Origin of the sequence: Burkholderia sp. ZZQ-2, from assembly GCF_050768715.1 — a bacterium.
Taxonomy (GTDB): domain Bacteria; phylum Pseudomonadota; class Gammaproteobacteria; order Burkholderiales; family Burkholderiaceae; genus Burkholderia; species Burkholderia cepacia.
The window spans coordinates 86,480-100,608 of sequence record NZ_LDVA01000362.1; the positions used below are offsets into that span (position 1 = coordinate 86,480).

The 14,129-nt window shown below is 66.7% G+C and carries 17 protein-coding genes and 1 riboswitch; of the genes, 9 read left to right on the forward strand and 8 right to left on the reverse strand.

All coding sequences use genetic code 11. The features are described 5' to 3' along the window. The first annotated feature begins 112 nt into the window (after positions 1–112). The 8 genes from ABY44_RS36280 (at position 113) to ABY44_RS36315 (ending at position 8,017) form a co-directional block, all read left to right on the forward strand. Entirely contained in the window at positions 113–1,171 is a 1,059-nt protein-coding gene (locus ABY44_RS36280; protein ID WP_431643538.1) for an AraC family transcriptional regulator ligand-binding domain-containing protein, read from the forward strand. An 89-nt stretch (positions 1,172–1,260) separates the two neighbouring features. Next, a riboswitch (cobalamin riboswitch) is annotated at positions 1,261–1,453 on the forward strand. A 91-nt stretch (positions 1,454–1,544) separates the two neighbouring features. Then, positions 1,545–1,712, forward strand: a complete 168-nt coding sequence (locus ABY44_RS36285; protein ID WP_155633642.1) for a hypothetical protein — start codon at positions 1,545–1,547, stop codon at positions 1,710–1,712. An 83-nt stretch (positions 1,713–1,795) separates the two neighbouring features. Further along, positions 1,796–3,724, forward strand: coding sequence for a TonB-dependent receptor domain-containing protein (locus ABY44_RS36290; RefSeq protein WP_060170740.1), 1,929 nt, complete (start codon positions 1,796–1,798; stop codon positions 3,722–3,724). A gap of 235 nt (positions 3,725–3,959) precedes the next feature. Next, positions 3,960–4,529: a YdeI/OmpD-associated family protein gene (locus ABY44_RS36295; RefSeq protein ID WP_060170738.1), complete on the forward strand. Its 570-nt coding sequence runs from the start codon at positions 3,960–3,962 to the stop codon at positions 4,527–4,529. 204 nt (positions 4,530–4,733) lie between these two features. Then, a complete protein-coding gene (locus ABY44_RS36300; protein ID WP_060170736.1) occupies positions 4,734–5,579 on the forward strand; it encodes a GNAT family N-acetyltransferase in 846 nt (281 codons plus the stop codon). Between the two features lie 402 nt (positions 5,580–5,981). Then, a complete protein-coding gene (locus tag ABY44_RS36305) occupies positions 5,982–6,554 on the forward strand; it encodes a TetR/AcrR family transcriptional regulator (protein ID WP_021164256.1) in 573 nt (190 codons plus the stop codon). Between the two features lie 22 nt (positions 6,555–6,576). Beyond that, the gene (locus ABY44_RS36310; protein WP_059683666.1) at positions 6,577–7,572 is read left to right on the forward strand and encodes an alpha/beta hydrolase; all 996 of its coding nucleotides are present in this window, start codon (positions 6,577–6,579) and stop codon (positions 7,570–7,572) included. A 19-nt stretch (positions 7,573–7,591) separates the two neighbouring features. Further along, entirely contained in the window at positions 7,592–8,017 is a 426-nt protein-coding gene (locus ABY44_RS36315; RefSeq protein ID WP_059683668.1) for a DUF6331 family protein, read from the forward strand. Here the strand turns inward: ABY44_RS36315 and ABY44_RS36320 are convergent. Continuing rightward, the gene (locus ABY44_RS36320; protein ID WP_060170734.1) at positions 8,014–8,646 is read right to left on the reverse strand and encodes a LysE family translocator; all 633 of its coding nucleotides are present in this window, start codon (positions 8,644–8,646) and stop codon (positions 8,014–8,016) included. The genes ABY44_RS36315 and ABY44_RS36320 overlap by 4 nt on opposite strands. 116 nt (positions 8,647–8,762) lie before the next feature. Between ABY44_RS36320 and ABY44_RS36325 the strand changes: the two genes are divergently transcribed. Then, on the forward strand, positions 8,763–9,224 hold the full coding sequence (locus tag ABY44_RS36325; protein WP_027791696.1) for an Lrp/AsnC family transcriptional regulator: 462 nt from the start codon (positions 8,763–8,765) through the stop codon (positions 9,222–9,224). A gap of 122 nt (positions 9,225–9,346) precedes the next feature. On the opposite strand, the gene ABY44_RS36330 is transcribed toward ABY44_RS36325, so the two are convergent. The 7 genes from ABY44_RS36330 to ABY44_RS36360 form a co-directional block, all read right to left on the reverse strand. Beyond that, positions 9,347–10,759 (reverse strand): collagen-like triple helix repeat-containing protein, encoded by a 1,413-nt coding sequence (locus ABY44_RS36330; RefSeq protein WP_431643539.1) that lies wholly within the window; start codon positions 10,757–10,759, stop codon positions 9,347–9,349. A 281-nt stretch (positions 10,760–11,040) separates the two neighbouring features. Then, positions 11,041–11,388: a copper-binding protein gene (locus ABY44_RS36335; RefSeq protein WP_027791699.1), complete on the reverse strand. Its 348-nt coding sequence runs from the start codon at positions 11,386–11,388 to the stop codon at positions 11,041–11,043. 66 nt (positions 11,389–11,454) lie between these two features. Beyond that, the gene (locus tag ABY44_RS36340; protein ID WP_060170730.1) at positions 11,455–12,246 is read right to left on the reverse strand and encodes a DUF2182 domain-containing protein; all 792 of its coding nucleotides are present in this window, start codon (positions 12,244–12,246) and stop codon (positions 11,455–11,457) included. Further along, the gene (locus tag ABY44_RS36345) at positions 12,243–12,887 is read right to left on the reverse strand and encodes a DUF1326 domain-containing protein (RefSeq protein ID WP_027791701.1); all 645 of its coding nucleotides are present in this window, start codon (positions 12,885–12,887) and stop codon (positions 12,243–12,245) included. The genes ABY44_RS36340 and ABY44_RS36345 overlap by 4 nt, the downstream gene beginning before the upstream one ends. 178 nt (positions 12,888–13,065) lie before the next feature. Beyond that, a complete protein-coding gene (locus ABY44_RS36350) occupies positions 13,066–13,365 on the reverse strand; it encodes a hypothetical protein (protein ID WP_021164379.1) in 300 nt (99 codons plus the stop codon). Positions 13,366–13,404: 39 nt separating this feature from the next. Continuing rightward, positions 13,405–13,812 (reverse strand): helix-turn-helix domain-containing protein, encoded by a 408-nt coding sequence (locus ABY44_RS36355; RefSeq protein ID WP_155637844.1) that lies wholly within the window; start codon positions 13,810–13,812, stop codon positions 13,405–13,407. 42 nt (positions 13,813–13,854) lie between these two features. Then, complete coding sequence (locus tag ABY44_RS36360; RefSeq protein WP_060170727.1) at positions 13,855–14,103, reverse strand: hypothetical protein; 249 nt, start codon at positions 14,101–14,103, stop codon at positions 13,855–13,857. Positions 14,104–14,129: the final 26 nt, after the last annotated feature.

A 14,129-nucleotide genomic window follows, 5' to 3' on the forward strand; every position in this document is an offset into this window, starting at 1 on the left:
CCGGCGAGGCCGCGGGCGGCCGGCGTGGATAGCATTCTTGCGTGGCGGCGATGAGCGGGCCCCTACCGGCCCGCTCACCGGCCCCTGTCGCAACGATCAGATCGGGAAACTCATGAAACAGCGCGCCATGCCGGCCCGCGGCCGCGTCCTGCCGGGCCTCGGCGCGCGCCTGCTGAGCGAACTCACGCGCAGCGGCGCGCCGCCGGCCGACCGCGATGCGCAGCCACCTCGACCGGCGGCGACACCGGGCGATTTCGTCGCGCTGTACCGCGACGCGATCGAGCGGCTCGAGGCGCGGGTCGCGCGCGGCGACGGTCACCCGCCGATGCGCAAGCGCGAAGTCGACCTGATGTGCCGCTGCCTGCTGAGTTGCGCGACGCTCGCCGACGCGATCCGCTGTGCGGCCGAGTTCTGCGAAATGCTGCAGCCGCGCGCCGGTCACCTGACGCTTGCGGTGCGCGACGGGCGTGCGCTGTTCCGGATGGATTCGCTGCGGCGTACGCGCAGCCCGGCCGCGTGCCTGGTCGACCTGACCGGGCTGTTCTGCTACCTGCAGTTGTTCGGCTGGCTGATCGGGCAGCCGTTGCGGCCGACCGACGTGTGGCTCGGCCATCCGCGCCGCGACGACGCGATGCCACTGCTCGGACTGTTCAATGCGCCGGTTGAAGTGGGCCGCAAGACCTACGGTTTCGCGTTCGATGCGGCGCGGCTCGCGTGCCGCGTGATCCGGCAGCCGGCCGAGCTCGACGCGTTTCTCGTCGATTTTCCGTTTCGCCTGATCGATGCGGCACCGGCCGTCGTGTCGTGGACGCAGCAGGTGCGCGGTTTCCTCGATGCGGCGCTCGCGCACGAACAGGCGTTGCCGGCGCTCGCCGAACTGGCCGCGTGGCTCGGCGTCAGCGAGGCGACGTTGCGGCGGCGGCTGGCGGCCGAGCACACCGGTTATCACGCGCTGAAGGAGCAGTGTCTCGCCGAAGCCGCGCAACGCTGCCTGCGCGAATCGGACTGGCCGGTCGCGCGGGTCGCCGCGCATCTCGGGTTCGGCGGCGAGGAGGCGTTTCGCCGCGCGTTCGTCCGGTGGACGGGGGTCGCGCCGAGCCGGTTCAGGCGCGATCGCACGGCTTCGAACCGCCCCGTTTCATCAGACATGAAACGCGGCACCGACGCCTGAAAGAAAGGATTTCGAAAGGTCTTGCCCGGCAATGACGTTTTTTCGCATCCCTGCGTCGCCGGATATTTGACGCGGCGGCGCGCACGCCATTACCCTTGCGCGCTGATGGTGCCCGGAGACGGGATCAAAAGGGAACGCAGGAGAGGCCATGCCTCGAATCTGCGGCTGCCCCCGCAACTGTGAGCGGTGAATTCGTGCCACTGCGTGCCACTGGGAAACCGGGAAGGCCCGCACGAATGACGACCCGCGAGCCAGGAGACCTGCCATCGACCCGAGGTCCAGGCAGCCGCACCGGGCGGGGTGTCCCGGCGCGCCAGGCACCGCCGTTGGCGGTCGCCCGCTGCATGGACGGCCCGACCTCAGGATCCGCCCGATGTCCATTGTTACCGCATCCGCTTCCGCACCGGAAGCGCCGCGCCGGCACGCCGCCGGCCTGCACGGCCCGCCCGCACGCGCGTGCCGTCCCCTATCGACGGCATCCGCCGGCATGCGCCGCGCCGACGCCCGCGACACCGGCCTGCCCGGCCCGGTCGCGCGATAACCCGATCACCGATAACAAGACCGGTGCTGCGCGCCGCCCGTTCACGATCGACGCCAGCGCAGCCCGACGACAACGACAGCCTCATGAAGATTCGACACCTCCTTGCCACGTCCGCCGCGACCGCGCTCCTCTCGCCCCTCGCCCACGCCGCCGGCGACACCGCGGTTTCGCAACCGGCCCCGGCCGCCGAAGGCACCGACCTGCCGACGATCAACGTGACCGACACGCGGCGCCTGCCCGAGTCGTTCGACCAGCGTTATGCGACGACCCAGGTGCTCACGCGCACCGATCTCGACCGGCTGTCGCCGAGCGACCCGAGCATCACGCAGGCGCTTGCGACGCTGCCCGGCGTGACCGTCTCGCAGAACGGCGGCCCCGGTTCGTCCGCGTCGGTCAGCATCCGCGGCTCGTCGGCCAACCAGGTCGCCGTGTTCATCGACGGCATCCGGATCGGCTCGCCGACCACCGGCATCGCGCCGTGGGCCGACTTGCCGACCGAAGCGTTCGAACGCGTGGAAGTGATTTCGGGGCCGGCTGCCGCGTCGTTCGGCGCCAATGCGATGGGCGGCGTCGTGCAGCTCTTCACGCGCCGCGCCGCCAACCAGCCGAACCAGACGACCGTGTCGTTCGGCGGCGGGTCGAACAAGACGTTCGACACGCAGCTCCGCACGTCGGGCACGGTGCCGTCGACCGGGCCGCTCGCCGCGCTCGGCGGGCTCACCTACTCGCTCGGCCTGCGCTCGTACAACACGGCCGGCATCGACTCGACGCGGCCCGTGCTGCCGTACCATGAGGCCGGCCGCAACCCGTACCACGCGCAGGATCTCGATGCGCGCCTCGGCTACGCGCGCGACAACTGGTCGATCTCGACGTTCGCGCTGTATCACCGGTCCGATCTGTCCTACGACAACAGCGGTTATGCGAACCGCCAGCTCGATCATCAGCTGACGACCGGTATCGCGTTCCATCTCGACATCACACCCGACACGCAGTTCGACCAGTCGTTCGGTTATGCGAACGATCGCCAGTTCCTCTACGCGAGCGATCCGGCCATCCCGACCGACCAGATCAATTCGCAGCGCATCAGCACGTCGACGTCGTTGACGCATCAGGAACGCGGGTTCCACCTGTTCGGGCTGCCGCTGTCGGGCGAGACCAAGCTCGCGTACGACTTCACGCGCGAGCAGGCGTTCCTGCCGGTCGATATTCCGGACGGCATACCGACGCGCAACGATTCCGCGTTCTCGCTGCATCAGTCGGCGACGCTCGGCAGCGTGACGATGTTCCTCGCGGGGCGCCATGAAATCATCGCCGGGCAGTCGGTGAATACGGGTAACGCGGCGCTGTCGTGGGCGATCACGCCGGTGTATACGGCGCGCGTGTCGTACGGCAATGCGTTCAAGCTGCCGACGTTCAACGACCTGTACTACCCCGGCTACGGCAATCCGGGGCTCAGCCCGGAACGCAACACGTCGGTCGAGGCCGCGGTCGATGCGAACACGTCGTACGGTACGTTCACGGCCGCGATCTACGACACGCGGGTCACCAACCTGATCGCGTACAACCCGGCGACGTTCTCGCCGATGAACATCGGTCGCGCGCATATTCGCGGCATCGACCTGTCGTACAAGGGGACGATCGGCCGCTCGACGCCGGTGAGCGTCGCGGTCGGGATCCTGAATCCGCAGGACGAGACCAACGACTCCTGGCTCAGCCGCCGTCCGCGCCAGACGGTCAGCGTCAACATCGATCACACGTGGGATGAACTCCACCTGCATGCGTTGAGCACGGGGGCGTCGCTGCTTTATGGCGGCACGACGTTCGACGATCCGGCCAACTCGACCTATCTGCCGTCGTACCTGACGGTGGGCCTGCGCGCGTCGTACCGGATCAATTCGCACCTGACGGTGTCGGCGACGGTGTCGAACCTGTTCGACCGGCAGTACATGACCGCGTATGGATACAACACGCTTGGACGGACGGCGTTCGGGAAGGTAAGTTACACGTTCTGACGGGTGAATGAGGAGGCCTTGGCGCGGTGGGCGGCGAGGTCTCCCGTCGGGAAGCGGTGTTCGATGCTTCCGTCACCGGGTATGGAAAACGGTATTCCGACTCAAACCGGTCGACGCGCTGGTGACTGCGGATCTGCCGGTCTTTCGGTCGCGCCACGGGCGTCAATGTCCGTATCAACACTGTTAGACTGCGGACGCCTTCCCCGTAGATGTACTCACCATTCAGGACATCGACATGACCGAATGCACGCTCACGTTTGCCAGTCAGATCGAATGGGAAAGCTGGTTAGGGGAAAACGGCAGCACGTCAACCGGCGCATGGCTGCGTCTCGCGAAAAAAGGCACCGGGCAGCGAACCGTCACCTACGAACAGGCGCTGGAAAGCGCCCTCTGCCACGGCTGGATCGATGGTCAAAAGCGGGCCGGGAACGACCAATACTGGTTGCAACGCTTCACCCCACGCTCCGCAAAAAGCCTGTGGTCGCAACTCAACAAGGACCGGGCTGAAGCACTGATCGCCGCAGGCAGAATGCGCCCGCCCGGCATGAGCGAAATCGAGAAAGCCCGGAAGGACGGCCGCTGGAACGCTGCTTATACGTCGGCCAGCAACTCGACCGTGCCGGACGACCTGCAGGCGGCCTTGGACGCCAATCCCGGCGCCAGGAAATTCTTCGCAACCCTGAACAGCCGTAACCGCTATGCGATCCTGTATCGCATACAGAATGCCAAAAAGCCCGAAACAAGGGCGCGCAAAATCGGGGAGTTCATCGACATGCTGCTGCGTGGCGAAACCTTCCATCCATGAATTTTTCGCCGACGGATATTTTCCCGAACGTCGGGTATATGACCCATGACGGCCGCTTCGGCTCGGCATCCGTCATCACACACTCGTTCCATTCTTCGGACTATGATGATCCGGCCGACAGCCACGGGGCTGCCGGCCCACGCTTCCTCGATGCATTTCACGTAACGCAACGCGCATTCCCGAGCGCAGCGACCGGGGTGAATCATGGATCAATACGAAGACTTCATCGTGCGCACCATGTCGGCCGACGAGGTGGCCATGTCGATCGAATGGGCGGCGGCGGAAGGCTGGAACCCCGGCCTGCATGATCCGTCCTGTTTCAGGGAAGCGGATCCGGCCGGGTTCTTCGTCGGCGTCTGGCGCGGCGAGCCCGTCGCGTGCCTCGCCGCCGTCGCCTACGACGAACGCTTTGGTTTCATCGGCCTCTACATCGTGAAACCCGGGTTTCGCGGCAAGGGCTTCGGCATCCGAATCTGGCAGCACGGCATGCGTTACCTCGCCGATCGCAACATCGGGCTCGATGGTGTCGTGGCCCAGCAGGCGAACTACCGGAAGTCCGGATTCGCGCTCGCGTACCGCAACATCCGCTATCAGGGGCGCGTGGACGGCATCGGGTGCGCGCATGTGACCGCCGCGGCCGACGTGCCGTTCGAGCAGTTGCTCGCCTACGACCGCCAGTGCTTTCCAGCGGCACGCGAGCGTTTCGTCTCCGCGTGGATCGCGCAGCCGGATGCCGTGGCGCTCGTGACCGTCGACGCCGGCCGTATCGCCGGATACGGTGTCGTGCGCCGCTGCAAGGCGGGCTGCAAGGTCGGCCCGCTGTTCGCCGACGACGCTGGCGTTGCCACCGGGCTGTTTCGCGCGCTGGCCGCGCGCATGCCCGGCGAGGTCATCGTGCTCGACGTGCCGGAAACGAACCCCGCAGCCGTCGCGCTGGCGGAACGGCACGGCATGACGAGCGTCTTCGAAACCGCGCGGATGTACACGAAAGACGCGCCGACGATTGCAATCGAGCGCGTGTTCGGGGTGACGTCGTTCGAGCTGGGGTAATCGTCACGAACAGGGCGGACGCCCAAGTCGCTATGCGATGCAACGTCAGCAAGCGTGGCTGGGTAATTCCGCCCTCTACGGCCCTTGTACGGCAGGTACGGGCATCGTGCGGGCATCAACGGGCCACCCGTCGGAACGGGTGATGCGCAGACGACGCAGATCCCGATCGCCGCGACAGCCGGGTGGATATGGCTTACATGCCCGGCACATGTTTGTCTCCGCTTCCTGACGCACGACACCCGACCCAAGCGGCCATCCCCGATCACATGAAGCCATAGCGCTTCGACGCACCGGAACACGTCACCCCAATGACGCATAGGCAGAACCGGCACGCCCGGGAAATTGACAACCCCACAAAACCTAATACAATTAGCCGCTTGACTAACTTGAATAGCATCTGTCATGGCACGCGCCGGCATCACCCTGGACAAACTCGTCGAAGCCGGCGCACAGCTCGCCGATGAGACCGGCTTCGAGCACCTGACCGGCGCAGCGCTCGCGCGTCACTTCGACGTCAAGCTCGCCAGCCTGTACTCTCATGTCCCGAGTTTCGACGACCTCAAGAGCCGGATCGCACTCTTCGCGCTGAGGGAACTCGCCGATCGCGCAACCGAAGCACTGGCCGGCCGTACCGCCAAGGACGCGCTGACAGCGCTCGCCAACGTCTATCGCGACTACGCGCGCGAGCACCCCGGCCGTTTTGCAGCCGCGCGCCACCCGCTGAGCGTCGAGCGCGCCACTGAAAGCGCCGGCGGCCGGCTCGTCAGGATGACCTCGGCCGTGCTGCGCAGCTACGACATGCCGGAAGCCGAGCAGCCGCATGCGATCCGCCTGCTCGGCGGCTTTTTCATGGGCTACGTCACACTCGAAAGCGCCGGCGGGTTCTCGCACAGTGCACCGGCTTCCGACGCGTCGTGGTTGCGCAGTCTCGATGCGCTGGACGTGATGCTGCGCCACTGGCCTTGCGCCGCATGACTCGCCCAACGGAGCTGAATCGATGAAAGACCAACCCGACGGCGTGGTCCTGCCGAGCCGTGTCGTCCCCTTCCCGGCCTCGATCAGCGAAGAGGCGCGAGCCGCGTTGCAACGGCTGGTCGGCAGCGACGGCGTGCCGCTGAACGCGCTGCACGTGATGCCTGCCCCGGACGATTTCGACGCATGGATGCGCGTGAAGGCGGCCGCTGACGCGCACTACGCGGCGGCCATCGAGCAGCTCGGCGGTCATCTGCGTTCAAGCGTGGAGACGATCCGGGCCGGCGCTGCGGACGTGCACGTCGCCACGCCCGAGGCAGTGGCTTCCGGCGAATGCGCGTACATCGACTTGCATGGCGGTGCGCTGGTTCTCGGCGGCGGCGCCGCATGCCGCGCCGGCGCGCAGATGCAAGCCGACCGGCTCGGCATTCGATGCTACGGCGTCGACTATCGCCTGCCGCCCGAACATCCGTATCCGGCCGCACTCGACGATTGCATCGCCGCGTATGCGTACGTGCTGGAGCGCTACGCACCGGAAAACATCGTCATCGGCGGGCGCTCGGCGGGCGGCAACCTCGCCGCCGCGATGGTGCTGCGCGCCCGCGACGAAGGGCTGCCGCTGCCGGCCGCGCTGGTGCTGCTGTCGCCGGAAGTCGACCTGACCGAATCCGGCGACAGCTTCGAAACCAACCGCCTCGTCGACGTGGTGTTGCCGACGTCGCTGATGCCGAACAACCTGCTCTACGCGAACGGCGCCGATCTCGCGCATCCGTATCTGTCGCCGCTGTTCGGCGATTTCGCTGCCGGTTTCCCGCCGACCTTCATCCAGAGCGGCACACGCGACCTGTTCCTGTCGAACGCGGTCCGCCTGCACCGCGCATTGCGGCGCGCGCAGGTGCCGACCGAGCTTCACCTGTTCGAAGGCATGCCGCATGGCGGGTTCATGGGCGCACCCGAGGACATGGAACTGGGCCAGGAAATCGCGCGCTTCGTGCGTGCGCATTTGCCTGCATTGAATTGAATCCGTCGAGCGTCAGACGATGAACGGCAAACCCCACAAGGACGACATCGGCATCGGCCCGGATCGCTGGATCGAATTCGGCGATCTGTCGGGCGGGCAGGCGCAGGCGGTCGCGATCGATCCCTGTCTGGCCGGGGTCATGTCGTTGATCGATGCACTGGAGACGGACTGTGTCGCCGCATGCTGCGGCATCGACGCATTCGGTTTCTGGCCGGACGAGATCGCGGTTGCCGTGAGCACGCTCGATCGCGCTGCGCTGGCACGGCTCGCCGACGATCTGCTGTCGGTTCAGCGTGCGATCGACGCGTTGCCGTCCGATCTCGTCGTCAGCACGCGGATGAACCAGTTTTTCAGGAAGGCGGTGTTACTCGAGTTGCTCGCGCATATCCGGACGACTATCGACGCGATCCGGTCGCAGCGCGATGCGCGCGACGCATCGACCTAAATGACGCCGCGCACGCCCGCGACCACCTGAATCACGCCGAACCCCGCGACGACCGCGGCCGACACGCGCGACAGCCCGTGCATGAACCCGAACGACATCCGCGTGCGCAACGCGGCGGTCGTACCGCTCAGGCACAGCCACCACGTTGCGGAGCCGGTGAACACACCGGCGACCATCAGCGCCACGGACGGCCACATCGCGCCTTCCCGTGCCCCCGACAGCGGGCCGAGCGCCGCGAAGATCCCGACGAACGACAGGATCGTCATCGGGTTCGACAGCGTCAGGCCGAACGTCGTCAGGAAATCGCGCAGGACGGTCGTGCGCGGCAGGTCGCGTTGCGCCGTCGACGCGGCCGGCGCCTGGCGCGCGATGGCCCACGCCAGCCACACGAGGAATGCGCCCCCAGCGATTTTCAACCCGACGGTCAGCATCGGGAACGCCGTGACGATACCCGCGATGCCGAGCGCACCGAGCAGGCCATAGATCGCATCGGCGCACGCGGCGCCGACGCCCGTCGCGAATCCCGCCTGAAAGCCGCGGCTCAGGCTGCGCTGGATGCACAGCATGCCGATCGGGCCGACCGGCACCGCGATCGACAGCCCCATTACGACGGACTTGATGAACAGCATCGCCTGCTCCTTGCGACATATGACGCGTTGAACAGGCATCGTAGGGAAAGTCCGGTCATCGCTGAATGCGGTTTTTAAGGAAAAATGGCGGCTCTACCTTAAAAAATTCCACCGCGATGGACGATCTGGACTGGAAGGTACTGGCGCTGTTGCAGGCCAACGGCCGCATCAGCTACACGGAGCTGGCGCGCCAGGTGCACCTGTCGGTGCCGGCGGTGACGGAGCGCGTGAAGCGCCTCGAAGCGGCCGGCGTCGTCGAGGGCTACACCGCGCGGATCAATCCTGCCGCCGCCGGCTATCCGGTCAGCGCGCTGATCGGCATCACGGTGCCGCAACCGGCGAAAGCGAAATTCCTCCGGTTGCTGGAGACGATTCCCGAAGTCGTCGAATGCCATCACGTGACGGGCGCGGACTCGTATGTGATGCGACTCGTCGCGATCAGCATGACCCATCTCGAACAACTGATCGAACGCATCAACCTGTACGGCGAAACACGCACGTCGATCGTGATGTCGACGCCTCTGCCCGCACGCGGATTGGCGCGACCGCCGTCGCCGCGCGACATCGTTCGCGATTGACGCATCGAGCGGCCCCGCCCGGTCCGCTTTCCTCGGGAGACCATCGAGCAATCCCGGCCGGCGGCAACCGGAGGCCAATCTTCATCTGGCCGGTTACCGCCGTGACGATCCGGACCGATCGGCTACTTGCCGGCCACGCCGCCAAGCAGGCCGCCCACCAGCCCCGTAATGGGCGCGAGCGGATTGGCAAGCGCACCCAGCGGCGAGCCGCCGTCCGCGCCGGTCGCGGAACCGTTGCGAACGGTCGCCGGCATGCCGCCGACCACGCTCGTCACCAGGCCTGCGACCGGCACCGCGCCGTTCGCGCCGCTCGGGTTCACGAGGCCGCCCACGTTGGTCACGGTGTTGCCGACCGCGCGAACGAGCCCGCCGACGCCGCCGACCAGCGGCTGGGGCGACGTGGACGTCACCTTCCATCCCGCCGACGTGATCGCGCCGCCGATCTGTCCGAGCAGGCCCGCGACCGGCTGTCCGAGGCCGGTCGCCGTGCCGACCTGCTGCGTGACCCGGCCGACAGTCGTGACGAGCGGCGTGATCGCCGTGCTGATCGCCTGCGTCGTCTGCTGGACCGGGCCCGACGACAGGGCCGAGCCGAGCATGGTGCCGCCCGTCTTGATGCCGCCGGACACGGTGTCGAGCAGGCCGCCGACCGGTGTCGTGAGCGGCGCCAACGGCGACAGCGGGCCGGTGCCGAGCGCCTTCACCGTGTCGCCGAGGCCGGCGACCGGATTGCCGACCGAGCCGACGATGGAGCCGAGCCCGGCGACCGTCGTGCCGACGGGGTTCGCCGTGAAACCGGTCTGGCCGATGCCGTTGCTCACGGCGTTCGACGTGTCGCTGATGATCGTGCCCACGCCCGTGACCGTGTTGCCGAGGCCGGTGGTGACGCCCTTGCCGACTCCGGGCGGGCTCACGCCGCTGATCGTGGCGCCGGCATCCATGACAACCACGCCGACGGAACTGATGATGCCGTTCGTGCCGGGGGTTCCGCTGGTGCCGCTTGTGCCGCCGGTTCCGTTCGTGCCGCTGGTGCCGCTGGTTCCGCTGGTTCCGCTGGTGCCGCTGGTTCCGCTGGTTCCGCTGGTTCCGCTGGTTCCGCTGGTTCCGCTGGTTCCGCTCGTTCCGCTCGTTCCGCTGGTCCCACTCGTGCCGCTGGTTCCACTCGTTCCGCTGGTCCCACTCGTTCCGCTAGTCCCGCTCGTGCCACTAGTTCCACTCGTGCCACTAGTTCCACTCGTGCCACTGGTTCCGCTCGTGCCACTAGTTCCACTCGTGCCACTGGTTCCACTCGTGCCACTGGTTCCGCTCGTGCCACTAGTTCCGCTCGTGCCACTAGTCCCGCTCGTGCCACTAGTTCCGCTCGTGCCACTAGTCCCGCTCGTGCCACTAGTCCCGCCCGTTCCGCTCGTACTCGTTCCGATGTTGTTACCACCCGGCTTCGGCGCCGTAACATCGCTGCCGCCACAAGCCGCCAGCGCCCACGCCGCGGCAATGGCGGCGAACGCAACGTTCGCCTTGATGAAATGATTTTGCATGGAAGCCCCCGTCCGCAATTCAGCGCGATCCTTCCTGCAAGCATCTAGCGTGCCATACCCGTCGATTCCGGTAACGATCCCGCCGCCGCACCGCAGCGCCCCTGCCGACGCCATACTCCCGCGCAGCACATCGCCCGCTCCTCCACCCGCGGCGTTCGATCCGACCGTGCGTTCCGGCAGCACCGACGTAACACCGATCCGGCGTTACGTAGCACGACTCCAAAAAAAACGGCCGGGACCGCACACCGCCGGTCCCGGCACATTGCGCATGCCACGCGTCGTCACCGACGCTTCACGATCTTCACAATCGTAAGCGTGCCGTTCACGCTTTCGACCCGCACCCTGACCTTGTCGTCGACATGAAGCGACGTCAGCATCGCCGCATCGCCGACCTTGAACGCCATCGTCATCGGCGGCATCCCGACGTTGTCGAGCGCGCCATGCTTCAACATGACCAGCCCGCGCCCGGCATCGATCTCCTTGACCTCGGCATCGGTCAGCGCCGCATCCGGCGCCGACATCGTCGAACGCCCCATGCTCATCGCAGGCATGTCGCTGCCCGCGAACGCCGGCATCGCAACGACGGCCGCCGCGCACCACGCGGCGAACGCGTGAAAGCAGGTCTTCATCGACAGCCCCCCGCGGCTCCGAAGACATTCCCGTTGTTCATCGAAGCCGCGACGCGGATGCCCGGCTCAAACGAACAACGTCGCACCGGCCCATGCGATCAGCACGACGCCCAGCATGCGCCCGGCGCGCTCGCCGCCGGGCAGGATTTTTTCCGCGAACACGAACACCGACAGCGCGGCGATCCACACGACGTTCATCACGCCGCCGACGAACAGCAGCGCCATCAGCATCCCGCAGCACCCGACGCAATACATCCCGTGTCGCGCACCGAGCAGGAAACTGCCGGCGATGCCCGGACGCCAGTGCGCGACCAGAAAGGCCGCCGGCGCGCGGCATTGCCGAAGGCACGCACGTTTCAGCGGCGAGAATTGATAAAGCCCGGCCAGCGCGAGCACGGCCGCGGAAAGCACCGCACTCTTCGACCACAGCATCATCGCGGAGATCAGCCCGGCCGGCTGCAGCAGTTCCTGGAGCAACGCCGCGCCGACCGAGAACGCGAACCACGCGGCCAGATAGCCGGCCAGCAGCGACATCGACGTCAACGCAGCCGCCGCGCCGTCCGCGCCGCGATGCCTGAGCACGCGCCGGTACAGCATCACGAGCGGCGCCGCGCTGGGCGTCATCATCGCGATCATCATCACCCACCACATCGCGATCACGGTCGGCAGCGACGGATCCATGCTGCCCATGTCGCCCGGCAGCCGATGCGGAAAGAGCGCGATCGCCGTCATCTGCAGCGCCGACATGCCGGTGCCCGCGCCGGTCCACAGGTAGAACCAGCACACGCCGACGAGCGCGGCCATGCCGAGCAGCGTGACGACGCGCTCGCGCCCGAGCCAGATGTCGAACGGAGTCATGCCGCCGCGCGATGCCGGATCAGCCCGTGGTTGTTCAGATGCAGCCGCGCGAACTGCGCATAGGTTCCGTCGAGGTTCAGCACGATGTTGCCTTGCGAGCGCCCGGTGCCCGAACCGATCTCGGCGAGTTCGTACTCGAAACCGTTCGGCAGGTCGATCCGCGCGCGATGCTCGGCGCCCGTCACCGGGTTGCGGATCGGATCGCCCGCGACGTCGAACACGCCGTCGACATGAATCCGGCCGTGCCGCGCATCGACATCGACGTCGAAATCGATCTTCGTGAAGATCGGCTCGAACGCGTGCTCGAGCGTCGACGCGAATACCGCGAACATCGTCGCAAACGGATCGGTATCCTGACCGGTCATGATCTTCAGCACCGCTTCGCGCTGCGCGGGACTCGCACGCTCGTCGACGATCGGCTGGCACTTGCCCCGGCCTTCGTGGACCGCCCCCGGCCACTGAAACACGACCGCGATCCTGACGCCGTCGAGCACCACGTCGCCGTAGTGGCCGCTGTCGATCGAAATCGCACCCATTGCTTCGCATCCGCCGTGGGTCGGCGGTGCATTGAACTGGCAAGGGCATCCGTATGAGCAATTGCAGCTCATCATTTCGGTGCCCTGAATCTCCCACGGCGTCATGGCTTCACCTCGCGCGCTGTAACACATGAACGCTTCGAATCTAGTGCACGGCATCGGGGAAATCAAAGCGGGAACGGATGATCGATACGACGGGAGAAACCCGCGAATTCCGGTGTCGCGCATGGCGCGTCGACCGGCTCGCGGACGGCCGCTCAGGTCCAGACGTCACGCCCGCACGTCACACGACCAGCGACGCGACGATCGCACACCACACGGCACTTGCGCCGCACAGAAACACGCGTCGCGCGACGAGCATCCGCGACTCGTCGCCGGCTGTCTTCATCGGCGAAGTCGCGAGGAACGGCACGCTGGCGAGGCACGCGAAACCCGCGAGCGCGAGCACGATCACGACGTAATCGCCGAACCGCCAGGGCAACGGTTCGTGCAATCCCCAGTAGCCGAGAAACAGCATGCCCATCGAAAACATCGTCGCGGCGGCCGAACTGAGCGCGACCACCGATCCCGTCGGAAATTGCATGGGAGCCTCCCCTCGCGCATCGCGCGCGACGCCGGATCATTATCCCGGCGCGGAGGGGAAATGCACAACGCCGGCCGGCAGCAGGCCGCGCCGTTCGCGGCGCGAGAGCGCAAGCACGTCGCGGCGAAACGCGGAATCGCGGATCGGTCGGAAAATCGGAATCTCTGACGGTACTACGCGGTGATATCGAACTTGCTCAGGATCGCGATGCTTTCGCTTGCGCCGGCAACGCGCTTCATCGTCCCGATCGAATGGGGGCGGAACACGGGGTCGACCTGCCGGCATTCCGGCGGCGTCTTGCGCAGGGGGCGCCGGCAGTATCTTGCCGGCCGACGTCAGCCGCAGCCCGCGCGGCGCGCGCTCGAGCAACGATACGCCGGTCGCCTCCTCGAGCAGCCGCACATGCGTGTCGATCACGGACGGCGCGGCGCCGATGATCGTTGTCACGGATTGACAGAACCCGGATTCGCGCGACAGAAGTGCCCGCCTTCAACCCGGCTTCTTCGTGGCCTGCGCGACGGAAATCCAGCCCACCACCGCCGCGGCGACCCAGCAACAGGCGATCATCAGGTCGAGATCCATCCAGCCTTCGAAATTCGCGCTGTTTTCGAAGCTGCAGCGCTGATGGCCCCTGACCCACACGCAGCCGCTGATGAACTGCTGGATGTGCATATAAACGCTGTAGACAGCAAAAGCCGACGCGATGACCGTGAGCCGCAAACGGACGTTCTTTTTCATGTGACGCGAATGCCGGTGGAAAGCCA